Here is a 17583-nt window from a genome sequence, read left to right on the forward strand (position 1 = left end):
CTTCGTATCGCGCGACATGCCTGCGCGTGCTCACGGCTTCACGCGCCGCTCCCGGCCAGACTGTGCGGACGCTCAATGTCCGGATCGTCACGGGAGGTCGTTTCATCATGCCCAAAGTCAACGGCAGTTCGCCGTCCCCTATCGCCGCCACGCCGGCTGCCGGCCCGAGCCAGCCGGCGCCGTCGACTGCCGGCGTCAAGCGCCGCGCCTCCAGCCCGTTGCCCGGCATGCCGCCATCCGCGAAACAGAAGAAGACGTCGTCGGTGAACGACGCTCCCGCCGACTGGCATACGGAAGTGACGCGGTTCGGCATCTCAGGAAACGGCATTGCAAAGGCGCCGGGCGGTAAAGGCAAGTCACTCGCGACGCACGGCGAGACGACGCTGCAAGACCCGTCGGCCTCACCCATCGGCGCGCTCGGCGCAGCCAGGCCGGACGATCTGATCAAGAAAACAGACGCGCCGAATGCGGGCGATCACTCTCCGTCGATTTCATCCGTGAATCGCACGCAGGCTGACGAGGCGAAAGTGCTCGGCCGTGGCGCCACGGCGGTTGCCGGCGCCTTCAACGTCCGCGAAAGCGACGTGCCGACCTTGCAGTTCAGCAACGAAAAATTCCAGATCGACAAGGACAACCATAACAAGCCGAGAGACTCCGCCGCGCACAGCGCATTTACGTCGTTGCGCGAGATGCACGGCGTCGGCGAGAAAAGCGCGCACGCGAACATGGACTCGCTGCTCGATGCGACAGCGCGCGCCTACTCGCCGTACAACGCACACGGCGAGCCGGCAAAGGGCGGTGTAGCGCTACCCAAGACCAACGTTCACGCGGAAAGCGCGCGCGGTGTGAGTTTGCACAAGTCGTCCCAAGGCGTCGATCCGATGGTCGGCCAGCAGATGATGAACATGTGGTATCGCCAGAACATGGACGGCAAGCCGATGCTCGACGAACTCATCAGAAACCGTCAAGCGAATGCCGCGAACAACGCCACCGACGATCCGATGGACACGACGTCATGAGCCCAAGCCGTCACGCGTGTCCGCGAAACGTCGCGCAGATCCTGAACGCATCCTCCGACAGCGGGATCGCTTTCGCGCGGCAATAGCGCGTGGTCAGCTTCAACAGCTCCTTGATGTCGCGTCCGCTCGATTGCGGCCACGCGTCGGTGAGCGCCTCGATCAGTTCATCGCCGAGGTCCGCGCCCAGTTGCGCGGCCAGCAGCTTCCACAAGCGGATCGCGTCGGCTCTCGGCGGCGTCTCGTAGTGAATCTTCGCGATGCAGCGCGACAGGATCGCGTCGTCGACATCGTCGATCCGGTTGGTCGTCATGAACAGCAAGCCGTTGAAATACTCGAGCGTGCGCAGGAACTCGGCGACGATTGCGTTGTGCTCCAGATCGTTGTCGCGGCGGCGAATATAGACGTCGGCTTCATCGAGCAGCAGGATCGCGTTCCAGCGCGTCGCGCGCTGCAGGATGCCTGACAGCGCCGCGCCCACCGACGCCGCCGTCGTGCCGAGTTGCCCCGAATGCACGCGATACAACGGCTTGCCGACCACTTCCGAATAAACCTCCGCCGTCAGCGTCTTCCCCAGGCCGGGTGCGCCCTGGCAAAGAATCGTCGTGCCGCCCGATTTGCCCGGCACGAAGTCCTGCACAAACACATTCGTCTTCGACGTGAGAATGTCGATCAGATCACGATGGTGGGACGGCAGGACCAGCTTGTCGCGCAGTTCGGGCTGATAGCGATACGCAGCCATGTGCTGGACATGCACCCAGATATCGCGGTGCCATTCCATGTGAAAGAGGCACACGTAACAATGCAGAGGCACCTTGTCGAAGCCGCTGTCGATGTTCGCGTCGCGCCAGAAACCGGCTTCGGCCGTCATCAGGAAGCGGCGCTCGAGCGTCTCTTCGTCGTTCACGCACTTTGCGCTCACGCCTTCCGGAATGCGGATCAGTTCGGCACCTGCCTTCGCGTCGATCGCATACGCGGCCTTCGACACCACGAACTGTGCGCCGAAACGCGGCTGGAATTCGAGGAAGCGCTGCGCGTGGCGTTCGTATTCGAGCTTGAATTCGGGGCATTCCTTGTAGAAGCCGAACTCGGCGAGCAGTTCGGGAATCGTGCGGTTCACGATGTCGTGCCGGTTGATCACGAGCGACGTCGTCATGCCGGAGTGCCGCAAATGATGCTCGGTGCGCTCGGAGTTCGCGGATTGCATCGTATTGGCCAGCATGTCGACGACGACATACGGCATGCCCTGCTCGGGCTCGACCACGCGCATGCGGCGCACGAGCCACGGCAGCAACGTGCCGTCCTTCGCGCGGCTGTAGAGCCAGCCGTCGATCGCGTCGCGCGCCAGATAGGCAACCAGGCCCGGCACGAGTTGATCGAGGCCCGGAATGATGCGCGCTTGCGGCGCGTTGTAGATGTTGTCGAGCGCGAGCATCTGGAACATCAGCGCGCGCTCGTTATTCGCCTTGCTCAGCGAATACAGCGTATTCAGCGATCTCGAATCGAACAGCGCGCTCGACACCACCATGCTGCCGTGACATGCACCGTGCTGATTGAGCTGTCTGGCTAGCGGCGATCCCGATTCGATCATCGCAAGCAGCGGATGCACCAGTGATTCCGGTATTTCAAAGTCCATAGACGCACTCGTATCTGAGAGTGGCACGACACGTAATGACAGCTGCGCGCCGGCTAGCCGAGAAAGAACTCGATCGCCATGCCTGCGATGGCTGGCTGGATCGCATGTGGTCCGTTGAATTCGATGTAGCTCACGTCGTAGCCCGCGGCCTTCAGCCTGGCTGCGTTCGCGCGGCCGCTGGTTTCGATGGGCAGTTGCTCGTCGGCCAGGCCGTGCGCGATGAACACCTTGGGCGCACCTTCCTGTGTGAAGACCGACATGAAGCCACCGGAGAACGCAATCACATGACTCGCGATATCGCCGTTCGTGATGCCGATCGACAGTGCGTAGCTCGCGCCGTCCGAGAAGCCGGCAAACGCGAGGCGGTTACGGTCGATCCGGTAGCGAGACGTGACTTCGACGAGCGCTCGATCGAGCCGCTCCAGGTCCGGGCCGCTGCCGCCGATCACGATGTCCCAGGTCGCGTACATCGAATGCGGCGCGAGGACGAGAAACCTGTCGCGCTCGGCGTGCTCTTCGATGAAAGGCAGAACCTTCTCGGGAAAGCCGCCTGCGCCATGGAACATCACGATTAGCGGCACCTGCTCGCGCGCATCGAGGCCGGACGGGACGAACAGAATTGCGTCGCGCTCACCGGCGATGCCGAGCCGGTTGCGGCCCGGCGGTAGCGGCGGTTTGGCCGCGTCGGCGGGAGTGAAGGACAGGCGGCCAAGCAGCGACGGATCGAACATGGTGGGACCTGGATTGGCGCCTGTGGCGCGCATGCATGAGTATGCCCGCCCGTTGCGGCTACGAGCCGTGCAGGCGGTTGAGGCGCTGCGGCTGATGCTGGCGGCAGCGCCTGTTGTGTGTTGATATGTAATATATCATGGGTTGAAGGAAGATGGGGTGGTGAGGCGGCCAACGTGGTGACGGACAAATACGACCTCATCCGAAACAAACAAATTTGACTTGTCGAATCTAGACAAACAGATCTGATCGGGAGGCTGATTTCGCGCGTACGGACAGCTGCAAATAAGTCCGGCCCGAACACAAGGTATTGTTTTAACGTTTATTTCAGCTGTCGTCACATCGACCAAGGCGATCGCCTAAGTAAGCGATGGAGCGCAGTCCGCTGCGCTCGGTTCAGAAAAGCGCGACGGGTGCGTTGCGCACGGCGTGCGGCACCCACGTGCCGTGGAAGGCATCGCGCAGACGCATCGGTAGCCGGATGCGCGCGATAGGCGGCGCATCGATTTGCGCGGCGTCGAGCACGAGCACGGAACCGTTGCCGGCATCGTGATGATCGACGACCACGAGCAAGTAGCCTTCGTCCGTCGCGTCGCCTGCGGGGACGAACTGCGGTTCCTGAAACGTCGTGTGATTGTCGAGATACAAGGTCTGCAGCGCGCCCGTGCGTGCATCGAGGCGCGCGAGCGTGTTCGCGCCCAGTCCCTGCGGACCTGCCACCAGTTGCGAACGCTCAATATCGAGCGCGCCGTAAAACACCGCGCCCGTTGCTTCAAAGGCATGCCGGTCGTCGATGCGCGGAAGCTCGCCCGGCAACGGACTCAGCACGCGCGACTCGAACGTTTCGCCGTCCGCCGCAAGATTGAAGGTCCAGCGCGTCAGGAACGGCGCCCCCTCTTCAGCATTGAACGGCGCACCCGACACATCGGCGATGCCTGGAAAAGCGTTGCGTTTCGACACGCATAGATCCACATACACCGTCGTGCCTTCGTTGAAGCCGTTGATCACGTGAAAGACGTTACACGCAGGGCCCTTGAACCAGCGAATCCCGTCGATACTCCCCTGGCGCGGCACGATGGCTACATACGTCGGCTGGCTCGCGTCCCATTCCCAATGCGCGCCGCCCGCCTTCATCCGGTCGAGGTCCGCGATGGTCGGACAGACCGGGAACACCACGTAGTCGCGTGTGACCGCGAAGTCGTGCTGGAAACTGGCGAACGGGACCTTGAACCAGTCTTCGCGTATCAACGCGCCTTCGGCATTCGCGACGCAGAACGCCACGTCGCGCGACGCAAGTCCGCTCGCTTCGTAGCCGAAGAAGATCCATTCGCCCGTAACGGGATCGACCTTCGGATGCGCGGTGACCGTCTGGCTACGCAGCGTGTCGCCGAACGTATGGCGGCCATGCGTGGCGAGCGTATCGGCATCGATCACATACGGCAGGCTGTCTTCCTTCAACGCGAACAGCTTGCCTGCGTGCCAGAATGCAGTCGTGTTGGCCGTGCCCCGATCAACGCCCTGTACCGATGCATCGTCCGTAAAGGGGTTTCGATAGCGGCCGAACAGTGCGTGGCCCACCTTGCGTTCGGCTCGATACTTCTCCGTCTGCACATAGCGCGAACGATAGTCGACGCGGCCCTGATAAAAGCGAAACGCGCTCATCATGCCATCGCCGTTCACGTACAGGTCGTCGTCGAACATCGGCGGATGTTGCGGGTCGGGGCCGCATCGATACCATGTGCCTTCGAGCGCGGGAGGCAACGTGCCTTCGACGTCGAGGTCGCTAAGATCGCACTGCAGACGCGATGGCGCGTTCTGGCCAGTAAATTGCGGCAAAGAAGGAAAACAGGATTGCTTGCTCATGGGAATTCCACGTTGCGTTGAGTTCGTTGCTTTTCGGCACGCGCCGCACACTGATTTGCGGGGCGCACACACGTTCGTCAGAACGGGTAGCAAGGCGGGACGTCCTGAACGGTGACCCACTGCCATTGCGTGAACTCATCCCAGTTCGCGTGCCCGCCATGCCGGCCACCGTTGCCCGACGCGCCGCGGCCGCCAAAAGGAATATGGCCTTCGTCGCCGACGGTCTGATCGTTGATGTGCAGGAGCCCCGTCGGAATGCGATTGCCGATTGAAAGCGCTCGCGTCACCGACCGGCTCACGATGCCGAGCGACAATCCATATTCGCTGTTGTTACCCAGTTCGACCGCTTCGTCATCGTCGCGGAACGTGACCACAGACAGCACCGGGCCGAACACTTCATCATCGAATGCGGACGTACCCGGTCGTACATTGGCGAGCACGGTCGGCTCGTAGAATAGCCTGTCGAACCTGCCGCCAGCGAGCAGCTCGCATCCCTGTGAAAGGCTCGATTCGACGATCTGATGCACACGATCGCGCTGCCGTTCGTTGATGATCGGACCGAGTTGAACGTCGCGACCAGCGGGGTTGCCGACGCGTAGATTCTTCGCCTTTTGCACGAGCTTCTGCGTGAACGCTTCGGCCACGTGCTCATGAACCAGCACAATGCCCGTCGCCATGCAGATTTGCCCTTGATGCAGATAGCCGCCCCATGCTGCGCACGATGCCGCGAGATCGAGGTCCGCATCGTCCAGCACGATCAAGCGGTTCTTCCCGCCCAGTTCGAGCGTCACTTTCTTTAGATGGCGGCTCGCCAGTTCACCGACCCGGCGCCCCGCGCCCGTCGATCCCGTGAACGAAATCATCGAAACATGGCGGTCTGTCACGACCGCTTCACCGACATCCGCGCCGCCGGGCAGCACATGGAGGCAACCGCGTGGCAATCCCGCCAGTTCGAACAGCCGCGCAATCAGGAAGCCGCCCGTGATGGCCGTTTGCGGGTCGGGTTTGAGCAAGACCGCGTTACCCGTGGCGAGCGCGGGTGCGGCTCCGCGAATCGACAGGATCAGCGGTACGTTGAACGGCGAGATGATGCCTACGACGCCATGCGGCAGACGGCGCGCAAAACTCAGACGCTCGCCATCGCTCGGCAACATGACGCCATGACTTTGGGTGAGCATCGCGGCTGCCTCATGCAAGACCACGCTGGCACCCTGAATCTGGAACTCGGCGAACGGTGCGATCGCGCCCGTTTCACGTACGATCCAGTCGATCACTTCGGCTCGAGTCGCTTCAAGGAGCGCGGCCGCGCGCCGAAACACATCCGCACGTTGCAGATACGGCATGGACGCCCACTTGCGCTGCGCCGAATGTGCGCTGCGTGCGCTTTCGGCGGCCTGTGCGGGACTAGCCCAGCCGATCGTCGTCAGCGGCTCGCCAGTTGCGGGTTCCACGATGGATTGCGACGATGCGCCGTCGACCCAGTCGCCGTTGAAAAACTTGCCCTGCCATTGAGTCGCGTCAAGCAGGCGCACTGTGTGTCCGTCCATGTCGTCTCCACGATATGAGTTGCTGATTCGTGTAGAGAGAGTAGGACGTTCGCGTTCGCGGGTCTTGTCTGCAGAGGCGGTAGCTTGACTGGGGAAGACGTCAGCGCGAGAGGTGCTGCACGAAACGCGTTGGCTGACGGCAGGCGGCGACACGTGTACGCGTCGCGCGTTGTGTCGTCAGGTCGTGGCAGGCATATCGGCGCCGAGCGACGCTTCGATTTCCTGCGCGCCGCTCTGTGCGATTGCGGCGAGACGCTGGCAGGCGCGCATCTCGGTCTTGTCGCCGACCACGTAGCTCAGGCTGCCGATCGCACGTTTGTCCTCATCGAGAATGGGTGCTGCGATGCCGATACAACCCGCGTCGATCTCGGCTTTCGTGATCGCGTATCCCGCTTTGCGGATAGCAGCGAGCGTCGCGCGAAATTCGTCGAACGTGGCGCCAAGCGCCGCGGCCGCCGCGTCGGAAGCATGCGCTTCGTACAGTGCGCGCAGCCACCTTGCAGGCTGATTCGCGAGAATCACCTTCGAGGTCGCGCCCGCAAAGAGCGGCATCGGACGCCCACGCTCATAGCTCACGGGAGGATGAGGCCCGGCCGTGAAGATCTGACGCATGCACAGTACGCTCTCGCCGTACGAGCGGCACAACAGCACCGCCGATCCGTCGGGCCCGTACTTGCGCAAATCGTCCATCACGGGCGCGGCGGCCGACAACAGCGGATCGGTAAGCTGGATCTGCCGGTCGAGCTGGATGATGGCGGGCCCCAGCGCGTAGACGCCCTTGCGCATCGATGCGATCAGCCCGGCGTCCTCGAGTGTGCCGATGAAGCGGTACGCGGTGGCGGGTGACACGCACATCGCGGCGCCGATCTCGTCCGCCGTCCACGTCGGCCGCTGCAAGGTGAATAGCTTCAATACGCCGAAGGCGCGATCCGAAGTCGTCATGACAGCCTTTCAGTCTCTTACCGCTCGTTGCAATTCAACCCTCATTAGTCTCATTATCGTCGATTTTTAATCTACCCTATCAAGCAGAATTCTCATATTTTGATAAGGGTTTTAGCGCATAGACCTTTGTCACGTCATTTGCGACGATCCTGCGCATATCGAAGGGGTACAGGCTATGGCTGCAATCCGAAAGGTCACAACGGATTCGAGTGCGGACCCACTGTGTGCCACCCACTGGAAATCCTGGTTGAGCGAGCACGTCGCGCGTGCGCCCAACGACGTCGAGTTGCCCGGCATCGAATTCCTGCCCGAACCTTCGACACCGTTCAAAGGGAGCATCGAGGCGGCTGATCTCGGGTCGTTGCCGGTTTGCCGGGTGTCGATGTCGGCGAGTCAATACTGGCGCAAGCAGTCGGCGATATCCGATGACGCACCGCTCATGGTCGTGATCCAGACGCGAGGCAGCAGTCTGTTCGAGCAGAGCGGCACGGGCGCCGTACTGTGTCCCGGCGACTGGAGCGTGTTCGACACCGCCCGGCCGTTCAGCGTGAAAACCGCCCGTGAGAGCGAACATATCGTACTGATGCAGCGTCGTGATCTTGCACCAGCCGACATTCTGTCCGCGTCGCTGGCATCGAAGCGCTATGGGCGTGCGGGTGTGGCGCGGCTCGTGCACGAGATGGCCGTATCCGCGTTCCGTGAGTGCGAGAAACTGAGCGCGCGCTCGGCGGATGCAACGGCTGATTCGCTCGGACGTCTCGTTGGCCTCGCGATTGAAGAGTCGGCGGCCGAACAGAAGATCGCGAGCCGCCTCGAGCTGATTACCGACTACATCGACGAGCATCTCGCGGACCCAGCACTCGATGTACGCAGCCTCGCCCACGCACTCGACTATTCGCCGCGACAGATTCACCGCGTTTTCGGCGAACAGAGCGACATCACAGTGACGGATTACATCTGGAGGGCCCGTCTTGATCGCTGTGTTCACGCGCTGCGTTCCCCGGACAATGCCCATCTGACGATCACCGACATCGCCTATTCGTGGGGATTCACCAGCTCCGCCCATTTCAGCCGCGCGTTTCGCGGGGCCTTCGGGGTATCGCCGAGTGCATACCGGAAGAGCCACTAAGCGTTGCCTGGTATTACACGAACGTCCCGGCGGCGCCAGCTACCGGGACGTCCTTTCATTTCGCGGTCGCCACGCGATGCGCGCGCGCCTCCCGGGCTCCCGTCACGTAGACGGACAATACGACGCATAGCAGATAGATCGCGGCGGACAGCCAACCCACCGCGCGAAAGTTGCCATCACCGACGACGATCGCAGCAGCTATCGGACCCAGACCCTGCCCCACAAAAACGGCTGCGTTCGATATGCCCGTGAGGCGCCCTGTCGGGTCGAGTTCAGCCGTCAACGCGAACAGGTACGTGAGTCCGAAAAACCAGGCCGCCATCAACACGAACGCCGCAGCCGTGAACGCCTCGCTGGTCTGTCCATACACGACGACGAGCGATGCGGCAATCGACCCTCCAAATGCCGCGAGCTGCGCGGTCTTGTGACTGATCCGGCGACCGAGCACGCCCGCCAGCGCCGCGCCTGCCGCACCCGCGAGAATACCGCCGCCGAGAATCACGCCGATCGCCTGTTGGGACATGCCCAGCATGTGTCCGATGCGTTCCTGGTAAATCCATAACGCGCCATGTCCGCCGAACAGCAACGCGAACAGCGCGAGAAGTGCGAGCACGCGAGCGTCGAAGCGAGAACCTGACTTGCCTGTCGCTCGCTGCATGGTGGCTTCCGTCGCATGACGCGGAATGCGGGAGAGTCCCGGCAATGCGATGAGCGCCATGATCACGAACGAGTAGTACACGGCGGCAATACCCAGCTTTTGCAACACGACGGGCACGACGCCGACCGTGAACGCGCCCCAGACCAGCAACGCAATATTGATCGCGGCGAACGTCTGGTCCTTTCGTGCTCGCGCTGCCGTCGTAGCATATACGACCGCTTGCAGCGCGCCGCCTGCCGCACCGGCGATCGCCCGGCTCGCACACATCGCGGAATACACCGTCGATAACGCACTGCCGATGCTCGCAACGGCCAGAACGCCCAGCATCGCGAGGCAGAACGTTCGGCGGTCGACGCGGTTCATCGCCAGTGCCGCGGCACCGCACCCCAGCGCCATCGCGATCAGTTCAAGACCGAACAGCATACCCATCTGTCCAAGCGTAATACCCGTACGGTCAACCAGTGCACCGCCCAGGACAGGCTGCAACTGCAGCGTGCCTAAGCCCGTCACCATCAGCCAGGCGAGCATGCCCAGCGTTCTTTTGGCATCTACCGCATTGAGAGTTTCCATTGTCTCCTCCAGTTGAACGGGCGACAGCCATCATGTGACTGAGCGCCACTGTTAGTGGTTTTGCCGCGCAGCGATCACGCAGTTGCCCTCGTGCGCCGTCAGAACGAAGTCGCGATTTGCGCCTGCAGAATGAAGTTGTTCTTCAGACGGTTGCGTACGGCCGTCTCGGTATAGGCGTTCACCCATAGCGCGCGCGTCTTGCTCAGTTGCCAGAAGATGCCAGGGCCGATGCCCAGCACCTGCTCGCGCGAATCGCTCATCGCGGAGCCGTTGACCTTGTCATCCGTGAACTGGCGGAAGAAGTAGCCATTGATGCCCGCGTGAATCGACGACGTAATCTGATACGACGCAGTGAAGTTGATCCAAGCCGCCTGCCCTGCCTGCGTCGTGTCGACCGGCATACCCTGGAACGCGGTCGGGCTGCTCGACGCGGGGTCATGATTTTTGAAGTTGTATAGATATTGGAGGCGCCAGCTGACTTCCGTTTTAGGCGTCGGGAAAATCGACGCAGCCCAGTAAGGGTTCAGCGAGAAGTAACCCGAACTCTGGTTCAGATCCGCGTTGTGCTTGTATTGCCCGGTTGGCGCGATGACGTCCACTTCGAAGCGCTGCACGAACACCGGCCTGCCGCCTTCACCGATCACGGGTGCCATCTGCAGTTGCGGACCGAAGGTCAGATCGCCGAGCGCAGTACCGTTGCCGACCAGCGATGCACCCGGCTGGTCGGTCCTTCCGCGCAACCAGATGATCGGCAAAATCGCGTTGACACCCAGCGTGCCGCCCAGAAAGTGATAAGGCGACGTGTACGACACGTGATGAACCATCGAGAACGTATCGACGCGAGGATTGCGGAACGCAGAAACATCGTTTCCGCTGTTATCCTTGATCGACGTACCGCTCGTGTAGCGCAGCACACCGAGATAGGAAAAGCCCGGCGGCCCGGAGAAGCCATCGTAGAAGCTGGTGATGCCGAGATTGATGCCCTGCGGCTCGCTGACGCTTGGGGTCGCCTGAGCGACGGCAGCCGTCGAAGCGGTGGCAGCCGCGCACAGGATCGCCATCGAGGCGACGGATTGTCTCCCTTTGCAGCGTGACATTGCTGTGTCTCCTTGAACTCTTATAGTCATGTCAAGCCGCCTTATGCGGCCTTGTGTGAAGAGTAAGGAGCGGCTGGGCCGAGGTCTTTTCCGGCAAGGACAACGAGTTGACTGTGCGTGCCGGCTGCCTCTATGAGAAGCGGATAGACGGCAGTGCTGTTCCGCGTAAGGTCCGGTCGGCCTGATCACACTCGGCGGGCAGTGCCGGGTCGACTGATCTCCGCCGTAGTCACGCCAGACGTATCGAGGGCGAAAGTCGGGCGCCGTCGTTGGAGAGAAAGTCCGAGTTGCGCTCTTGCGGGCGCCGCTCGACAGGTGCCCGTCATCCTCGTGCCGTCACGTGTTTTATCCACAGCAGGCGACCACCCCCTTCTTTCGTCGTCGTTGCGAAAGCGGTACATCAATCTCGTACGGTTTCGGCATCGACCAAAGCGAATCAGCGGTCGTTGCGGAGCGCCGGGCCGTCCGCCATTGGACGCTGAGTTGCCAGTCAGATCTCGCGGCGCATGTGATAGTGCTCTCGGCCACAAGGCGACCGCATTCGATCCGAAAGCGGTCGTCGCATTCAGGAAACAACATGCGGTCCTGATCGGTAGATCGCGCTGTGGAACGTCGCCGCCATATGACGTGTGCTTTGTCTGGAAAGGCTCGTCGCTTCGCTACACTGGGGATTTTCGCTAACAACCTGCCAGGAGGATGCACATGGACCGCATGGTGGCAATGGAGACGTTCGTAACAGTTGTCGATGCAGGTTCATTTTCTGCCGCTGCACGCCGGTTGAAGCTGGGCCAACCAGCCGTCTCAAAGGCAGTCGCACAGTTGGAGGAACGCTTGGGCGCGCGTTTGCTCTTGAGATCGACGCGTGGCCTGACGCCCACGGATGCTGGTCAGCGATTCTATGAGCACGCGCTCAGGGCCATCGACGAGGCAGAGCAGGCAGAACAGGCCGTGCGGGAGTCATCGGATGGCTTGTCAGGACGACTGCGCATAGGTGCAGCCGTTACCTTCGCCCGGCTGCACGTGTTGCCGGCACTGAAGTCTTTCCTCGATCAACACCCGAATCTGACCATCGACATCGTGCTTGATGACCGGTCAGTCGATTTGCTCGAAGAAGGGGTTGATGTCGCATTGCGTATGGGCATGCTGGACGATTCCACCATGACCGCACGTCGCATCTCTACCGGGCGGCGGCTCGTCGTCGGCACGCCGTCGTATTTCGCGGAAGCCGGACCTCCGCGCACACCTGCCGACCTTGGCCGGCATCAGGCGGTCGTTTACTCCGTGCGAGGCGGCGGTGAATCGTGGCTGTTCAGCCGCGGTGACGGCTCCGATTCAACCGTGACCTTGTCCGGCCGAATAAGCGTAAACGCAGCCGAAGGCATGCGCACGGCAGTACTGGGGCACATGGGTCTCGCCGTTGCTTCAGAATGGATGTTCGCCCCCGAACTCGCGAGCGGCACAGTTCAGGCCGTCCTGACCGACTGGACGCTGCCGCCCATCGACCTGTGGGCAGTTTTCCCGTCCGGCCGCATGGCAACCACGAAAGCGCGTGCCTTCGTCGCGTTTGTCGAGCATCTTCTTAACGGGCGCAAATCCAGCGAGGACTTCACCGCCTAGCCGCTTCCCACGTGGGCGCCGACTGTCCGGTCTGCCCCTCGCAGCAGGAATAAGAGCTATTCCCGGCCCGCGACTACCGCGCGATGCCACCAGAGCGGACGATACGCATCAACCAATGCACGAAAACATTGGTTCCGATGCAGCAGTCCCTTCGGCCGTTCAAGCCGGAGGACCGCTTCGAAACCTACCTGTTGAGGAAAACCATGACTCAAGCTCTGAAAGGCAAACTCGCCCTGGTTACCGGTGCTTCGCGCGGAATCGGCGCCGCGATCGCGGCACGTCTTGCGCGCGAAGGCGCGTCGGTCATCGTTCACTATGCGTCGAGTTCAGCGCGGGCCGAAGCAGTCGTCAAGGAAATCCGCGATGCTGGCGGCGAGGCCGAAGTTGTGGGCGCCAACCTGTCGCGGCCGGAAGGCATAAAGAACCTCATTGCGTCGCTGAACGGCGCATTCGGTGGCCGCTTCGAGGGGCGGCTCGACATCCTCGTTAACAACGCGGGCACGGTCGAGTATGGGCCATTCCTCGATTCTTCGGAAACGTCATACGACACGCACTTCAACCTCAATGTTCGTGCGCCGATCGAACTGGCAAAAGACGCGGCAGCACGAATGGTCGCGGCCGGCTGGGGACGCATCATCAACGTAGGCTCCGCCTTTGGTGAAGCGGCGCCGCTGCCTGGCGTGACGCTCTACATCGCATCGAAGTTCGCTCTCAGAGGTTTCACTCGCGGGTTATCACGCGAGCTCGGCAAATACGGCGTAACTGTCAACGCCGTTCAGCCCGGCCCGATCGATACCGAACTTGCTCCGCAACCCGGCACAGAAGACCACGCGACGATGACAAAGCTCGCCAGCGTGGGTCGTTTCGGCAAACCGGAAGAAATCGCGGCGGCCGTAGCCTACCTCGCCAGCCCAGAAGCAGGCTACACGACCGGCGAAAGCTTGACCGTCGACGGTGGATGGATTGCCTGACGCGGGCCGCCCAGCCGAGTGCTATTCGAACGCCGCGTGCATTCCGGATAGCGTCAAGGAAACGCCGCGACAAAGGCATTGATGTGCAATCGGTATCTACCTCGGCCTCGTCGATACCGATAGCCCTTGTCGATGCCATTGGTACTGCGTGGCAGTATCGGCAGCCGCGACCTGGAACCGTCGTTATTAGTTTAAGACGGTACTAACGGGCCGTCTGGTACAACTTTCACTCAGGAGCGCCAGACATGGCTACATACATTGTTTTTACACGCGAACGCACCCAGGATCAGCGGGAGTTGGACGCCTATCAGGCAGGTGTCGCAAAGACCTTTGTCGGCCATCCCATCAAAATCCTTGCCGCCTACGGAGCGCAACAACTGCTCGAAGGAGAGGCACCCGAGGGAGTCGTGATCGTTGAGTTTCCCGATACGCCGTCTGCACGCGCATGGTACGACAGCGAAGCATATCAGGCGATCGCAAAGCATCGGTTCAAGGGTGCAACCTACCGGGCGATGATGGTCGAGGGACTCGCACACGGTTGACGGAAGTAGTAATAGAGACCGTCCGGAGCGGCTGCACATCGCCAGTGCGACCGCTTTTGCGTCCGCTCCTGCCGGGCAATGTCGGTGCCGATGGCTGACTGATTTGGGTCGCGAGTACTCGTTCACTCGCATCGGCACCTGACATTCAAGGCTACGACGGCGCGAACGGCGGCAAAGCGCCTATCACCTGTCTAACAATGATCGGCACCCCAACGTCCGCTTCGGCCGATGACTTGCCGCCGAGCGACGATACGGAATGACCGTTTTCACTCTGGTACCTGCCCTCAGAGCGCCGCCTGTTCGACCAGCGGTATGTCTGTCTTTTCAGACGTGGCCACGCGCTCGAAGATGCACCGCTCACGCTTGCAGCCTGGTCTGAAGCCGACCATCTGGTGCTCGTGTCCGCCGGCACGGGACATAGTCAGGTCGACGATTGGCTGAAGCAGCGAGGCGTGCAGCGCCGGGTGCGATTGACGGTGCCGCACTTCATGAGCGTCGGCTACATCCTGCAAAGCACCGACCCGATTGTTACGTTGCCCGAGCGATTGGCGTCGCAACTGGCAGCACCCTTCTCACTGAGCCTGCGCGCATTGCCCTCGAAGTGGCCCGCAGCGCCGATCCATTTGCTGTGGCACGCGCGAGTCCATCAGGACGAAGGCAACCGCTGGCTGCGCGAGAGAGTGATCGACCTGTTCGCCGACCCGGCAATACGATCGCGCAGAACAAAGACGGTGCAAAAAGGCTCGTAGTTCGAAACAGAACGGGCTACGGCTTCACCAGAAACCAAGCATCTTCCACCAGAGGCTGCCGACCACCGCGAAGATCAGCAACTCCACCGCACACATCACAAAACCGATGCGCCACCAGGTTCCCATCGTGACATAGCCGCTACCGAAGATGATCGGCGAGGTGCCCGTCGCATAGTGGGTTAGCGTCATCATGATCGCCGAGCCGGCCGCCATCATCAGCATGAACGGCGCCACATACTCGGGTGGCATCAGATGGACCCCGACCGTCAGGAAGGCGAGCATCATCGCGCTGATGTGCGCCGTCGTGCTGGCGAACAGGTAGTGTGAAAATACAAATGCCAGTACCAGGATCGTAGCCGTGGCGCCCCAGCCGATACCGCTGGCAACGATCGCGCTCTTCATGGCTTCCGAGAACCAGGTGATCACGCCTTGCTTGTTCAGTTGCTCAGCCAGCATGATCAGCGCGCCAAACCACACCAGCGTGTCCCAGGCGCTCTTCTCCGACAACACATCGTCCCAGTCGATGGTGCCCGTGATGATCAGCAAGAACAGGCCGACGAAGGCAACCACCGTCGGATCCAGGATGAACGACGGACCGAACATCATCGCCGGCACGTCGGCCCACAGCAGCAGTAGCAGCGCGAAGGTCCCCAACATGACCATTTCCTTCGGCGACATGGGACCCATCTTCGCCAGTTCAGCGCGGGCATACGCTACCGCGTTGGGTGTGGCATGGATCTGCGGCGGCGCCAGCAGATAGATCACCAGTGGCATGACCAGCATGCACAGAAGGCCGGGCAGCAGCATGCACAGCGCCCAGCTCGTCCAGGTCAGATGCAGGCTCTGATTGGTCGCCTTCGCGATGTAGTCCACCACCAGCGGATTGGGCGCGGTGGCGGTCAAAAACATCGCCGAGGTGATCGGGTTGGCGTGATAGTTGACCATCGCCAGATAGGTGCCGACCTTGCCCTCGGTGCCCTTGGCGGGATCCGAGTCGAAAGCGTTGGCGATCGACTTCATGATCGGATGCACGATGCCGCCGCCGCGCGCGGTATTGCTCGGTGTGAAGGGCGCCAGCACCAGTTCGCAGACGGCCAGACCATAGCCGATGCCTACCGTGCGCTTGCCGAGCAGTGAGATGAAGATCAGCCCGATGCGGCTGCCCAAGCCGGTCTTCTTGAGCCCGCGAGAGATCAGGATGGCGACCACGATCAACCAGATCAGCGGACTGTCGAAGGCGGTCAGCGCATCGGCGATCGCCCCCTTGGATGAGGTCGAGGTCACCTGTGACAGCGAGAGCACGACGATTGCCATCACCGCCATAACCCCGATCGGCATGACCTTCAAAATGATCGCGACGATTGTTGTCAGAAATATGGCAACGAGGCCCCAAGCCTTGGGCTTTAGCCCTTCGGGCACAGGGAGCAGCAACAGGATTACCAGCACGGCCGTTGTGATCAGCGCGGGACCCAGTCGGAACGGGACAACGCTGTTGAAGTAGCGGAACGTCGCTTTTAGTTTCGAGAGCATTCTGCGATCCTTCCCGGAATAGTTGGCCGCGTCGGCTGAAACATAGTTCAGAGAGACCTGCCTGGCAATGGGCAACCTGACTTTCCAGCACGTTCAGGACGACGCAAACGCTGATCTGTCATGACGTGCACGCGGCAAGCATACTATTCAACGGATACCCGAAGGAAACGCGATGCGCAGGCGATGAGCTGCATCAATTTGATGCCGATTTGCCGAGCAGGCGACGTTATCGATCTGCGCCCGGACGATGAGCGGATACGTCAGTTAACTCATCTGTCGAAAATGCGGTTCATCGTTGCGGTTTCGCAAACGTGCGCCCGCGCCGATGCGCTGGATCGATGCGGCGAGTTTCGTTGGACTCGATTACGCTACACGTCATTGACGCGGACTACGCGTTGAACCATCGCTCCATCCGGGAGGACAGCGCCATGAGCACACTGCTGGGCAAACTCAAACACGAAATCCTGAAAGCGCTGCCCCCTACGATCTTCTTCTTTGTCATTCTTCACATCGTAGCCATCATCCGTGCGTTGATGATCAAAGGCACGGGAATATCCATGCCCGTCTCGGGCTCAGTGCTGATCGCGTCGCTCGTGCTCGGTAAATCAGTCCTTTTCGCAGACATGTTGCCGTTCATCAATCGCTTTCCAGAAAAGCCCCTGGTCTGGAATGTCGCGTGGAAAACGCTGATGTACGCGCTCGTTGCCCTCGCGGTTCACTATCTGGAGCGGCTGTATGAATCCTGGAAGGAAGCGTCCAGCTTTGTTGCGGCGAATTCCCTTCTATGGGCAGACGTGAACTGGGCTCGCTTCTGGGCAGTGCAGATTCTGCTCGTCACGCTGATCCTGATGTACTGCGTGATTGCGGAACTTGCACGCGTTATCGGTCGCGACAAGCTCAGGTCGATGTTCTTCGGTCCCATCGCAGCAAACTGACAACCCCGCAAAGCGACCGCGTATTAGACCAAAGGTCAATATCCAATTGAAC

General features: G+C 61.3%; 14 protein-coding genes and 1 pseudogene. 7 read left to right on the top strand and 8 right to left on the bottom strand.

All coding sequences use genetic code 11. The features are described 5' to 3' along the window. Positions 1 to 107 precede the first annotated feature (107 nt). On the top strand, positions 108 to 1019 hold the full coding sequence (locus C2L66_RS37650) for a hypothetical protein (protein WP_060609189.1): 912 nt from the start codon (positions 108 to 110) through the stop codon (positions 1017 to 1019). A 10-nt stretch (positions 1020 to 1029) separates the two neighbouring features. On the opposite strand, the gene C2L66_RS37655 is transcribed toward C2L66_RS37650, so the two are convergent. The 5 genes from C2L66_RS37655 to C2L66_RS37675 all read right to left on the bottom strand — a co-directional run bounded on the left by C2L66_RS37655 (position 1030) and on the right by C2L66_RS37675 (position 7733). Continuing rightward, complete coding sequence (locus C2L66_RS37655) at positions 1030 to 2652, bottom strand: AAA family ATPase (RefSeq protein WP_060609192.1); 1623 nt, start codon at positions 2650 to 2652, stop codon at positions 1030 to 1032. Positions 2653 to 2705: 53 nt separating this feature from the next. Continuing rightward, positions 2706 to 3383: an alpha/beta hydrolase gene (locus C2L66_RS37660; RefSeq protein WP_060609194.1), complete on the bottom strand. Its 678-nt coding sequence runs from the start codon at positions 3381 to 3383 to the stop codon at positions 2706 to 2708. A 394-nt stretch (positions 3384 to 3777) separates the two neighbouring features. Continuing rightward, positions 3778 to 5244: a carotenoid oxygenase family protein gene (locus C2L66_RS37665; RefSeq protein WP_063803401.1), complete on the bottom strand. Its 1467-nt coding sequence runs from the start codon at positions 5242 to 5244 to the stop codon at positions 3778 to 3780. A 77-nt stretch (positions 5245 to 5321) separates the two neighbouring features. Further along, positions 5322 to 6791, bottom strand: coding sequence for a benzaldehyde dehydrogenase (locus C2L66_RS37670; protein WP_060609199.1), 1470 nt, complete (start codon positions 6789 to 6791; stop codon positions 5322 to 5324). 177 nt (positions 6792 to 6968) lie between these two features. Beyond that, on the bottom strand, positions 6969 to 7733 hold the full coding sequence (locus C2L66_RS37675; RefSeq protein WP_054931211.1) for an IclR family transcriptional regulator: 765 nt from the start codon (positions 7731 to 7733) through the stop codon (positions 6969 to 6971). Between the two features lie 247 nt (positions 7734 to 7980). On the opposite strand from C2L66_RS37675, the gene C2L66_RS37680 reads away from it, so the two are divergent. Beyond that, entirely contained in the window at positions 7981 to 8862 is an 882-nt protein-coding gene (locus C2L66_RS37680) for a helix-turn-helix domain-containing protein (protein ID WP_060609202.1), read from the top strand. Between the two features lie 55 nt (positions 8863 to 8917). Here C2L66_RS37680 and C2L66_RS37685 read toward each other — a convergent pair whose 3' ends face one another. Further along, a complete protein-coding gene (locus C2L66_RS37685; RefSeq protein WP_060609205.1) occupies positions 8918 to 10090 on the bottom strand; it encodes an MFS transporter in 1173 nt (390 codons plus the stop codon). Positions 10091 to 10188: 98 nt separating this feature from the next. Beyond that, entirely contained in the window at positions 10189 to 11187 is a 999-nt protein-coding gene (locus C2L66_RS37690; protein ID WP_054931214.1) for a SphA family protein, read from the bottom strand. Positions 11188 to 11889: 702 nt separating this feature from the next. On the opposite strand from C2L66_RS37690, the gene C2L66_RS37695 reads away from it, so the two are divergent. The 4 genes and pseudogenes from C2L66_RS37695 to C2L66_RS37710 form a co-directional block, all read left to right on the top strand. Next, positions 11890 to 12804, top strand: a complete 915-nt coding sequence (locus tag C2L66_RS37695) for a LysR family transcriptional regulator (RefSeq protein ID WP_060610600.1) — start codon at positions 11890 to 11892, stop codon at positions 12802 to 12804. 137 nt (positions 12805 to 12941) lie between these two features. Next, on the top strand, positions 12942 to 13775 hold the full coding sequence (locus C2L66_RS37700; RefSeq protein WP_231950276.1) for an SDR family NAD(P)-dependent oxidoreductase: 834 nt from the start codon (positions 12942 to 12944) through the stop codon (positions 13773 to 13775). Between the two features lie 245 nt (positions 13776 to 14020). Then, the gene (locus C2L66_RS37705; RefSeq protein ID WP_054931215.1) at positions 14021 to 14317 is read left to right on the top strand and encodes a DUF1330 domain-containing protein; all 297 of its coding nucleotides are present in this window, start codon (positions 14021 to 14023) and stop codon (positions 14315 to 14317) included. Positions 14318 to 14604: 287 nt separating this feature from the next. After that, positions 14605 to 15066 (top strand): annotated as a pseudogene (locus tag C2L66_RS37710) (LysR substrate-binding domain-containing protein); the annotation flags it as partial. Positions 15067 to 15090: 24 nt separating this feature from the next. On the opposite strand, the gene C2L66_RS37715 reads toward C2L66_RS37710, so the two are convergent. Then, positions 15091 to 16596, bottom strand: a complete 1506-nt coding sequence (locus C2L66_RS37715) for a DASS family sodium-coupled anion symporter (RefSeq protein WP_060609208.1) — start codon at positions 16594 to 16596, stop codon at positions 15091 to 15093. Positions 16597 to 17024: 428 nt separating this feature from the next. Between C2L66_RS37715 and C2L66_RS37720 the strand changes: the two genes are divergently transcribed. After that, complete coding sequence (locus C2L66_RS37720) at positions 17025 to 17531, top strand: hypothetical protein (RefSeq protein WP_054931238.1); 507 nt, start codon at positions 17025 to 17027, stop codon at positions 17529 to 17531. Positions 17532 to 17583 lie beyond the last annotated feature (52 nt).

It is taken from the genome of Paraburkholderia caribensis (genome assembly GCF_002902945.1).
Lineage (GTDB): Bacteria > Pseudomonadota > Gammaproteobacteria > Burkholderiales > Burkholderiaceae > Paraburkholderia > Paraburkholderia caribensis.

Coding starts and splice junctions, on each gene's coding strand:
- C2L66_RS37650 (WP_060609189.1), top strand. CDS start 108: ATGCCCAAAGTCAACGGCAGTTCGCCGTCCCCTATCGCCGCCACGCCG.
- C2L66_RS37655 (WP_060609192.1), bottom strand. CDS start 2,652: ATGGACTTTGAAATACCGGAATCACTGGTGCATCCGCTGCTTGCGATG.
- C2L66_RS37660 (WP_060609194.1), bottom strand. CDS start 3,383: ATGTTCGATCCGTCGCTGCTTGGCCGCCTGTCCTTCACTCCCGCCGAC.
- C2L66_RS37665 (WP_063803401.1), bottom strand. CDS start 5,244: ATGAGCAAGCAATCCTGTTTTCCTTCTTTGCCGCAATTTACTGGCCAG.
- C2L66_RS37670 (WP_060609199.1), bottom strand. CDS start 6,791: ATGGACGGACACACAGTGCGCCTGCTTGACGCGACTCAATGGCAGGGC.
- C2L66_RS37675 (WP_054931211.1), bottom strand. CDS start 7,733: ATGACGACTTCGGATCGCGCCTTCGGCGTATTGAAGCTATTCACCTTG.
- C2L66_RS37685 (WP_060609205.1), bottom strand. CDS start 10,090: ATGGAAACTCTCAATGCGGTAGATGCCAAAAGAACGCTGGGCATGCTC.
- C2L66_RS37690 (WP_054931214.1), bottom strand. CDS start 11,187: ATGTCACGCTGCAAAGGGAGACAATCCGTCGCCTCGATGGCGATCCTG.
- C2L66_RS37695 (WP_060610600.1), top strand. CDS start 11,890: ATGGACCGCATGGTGGCAATGGAGACGTTCGTAACAGTTGTCGATGCA.
- C2L66_RS37700 (WP_231950276.1), top strand. CDS start 12,942: ATGCAGCAGTCCCTTCGGCCGTTCAAGCCGGAGGACCGCTTCGAAACC.
- C2L66_RS37705 (WP_054931215.1), top strand. CDS start 14,021: ATGGCTACATACATTGTTTTTACACGCGAACGCACCCAGGATCAGCGG.
- C2L66_RS37715 (WP_060609208.1), bottom strand. CDS start 16,596: ATGCTCTCGAAACTAAAAGCGACGTTCCGCTACTTCAACAGCGTTGTC.
- C2L66_RS37720 (WP_054931238.1), top strand. CDS start 17,025: ATGAGCACACTGCTGGGCAAACTCAAACACGAAATCCTGAAAGCGCTG.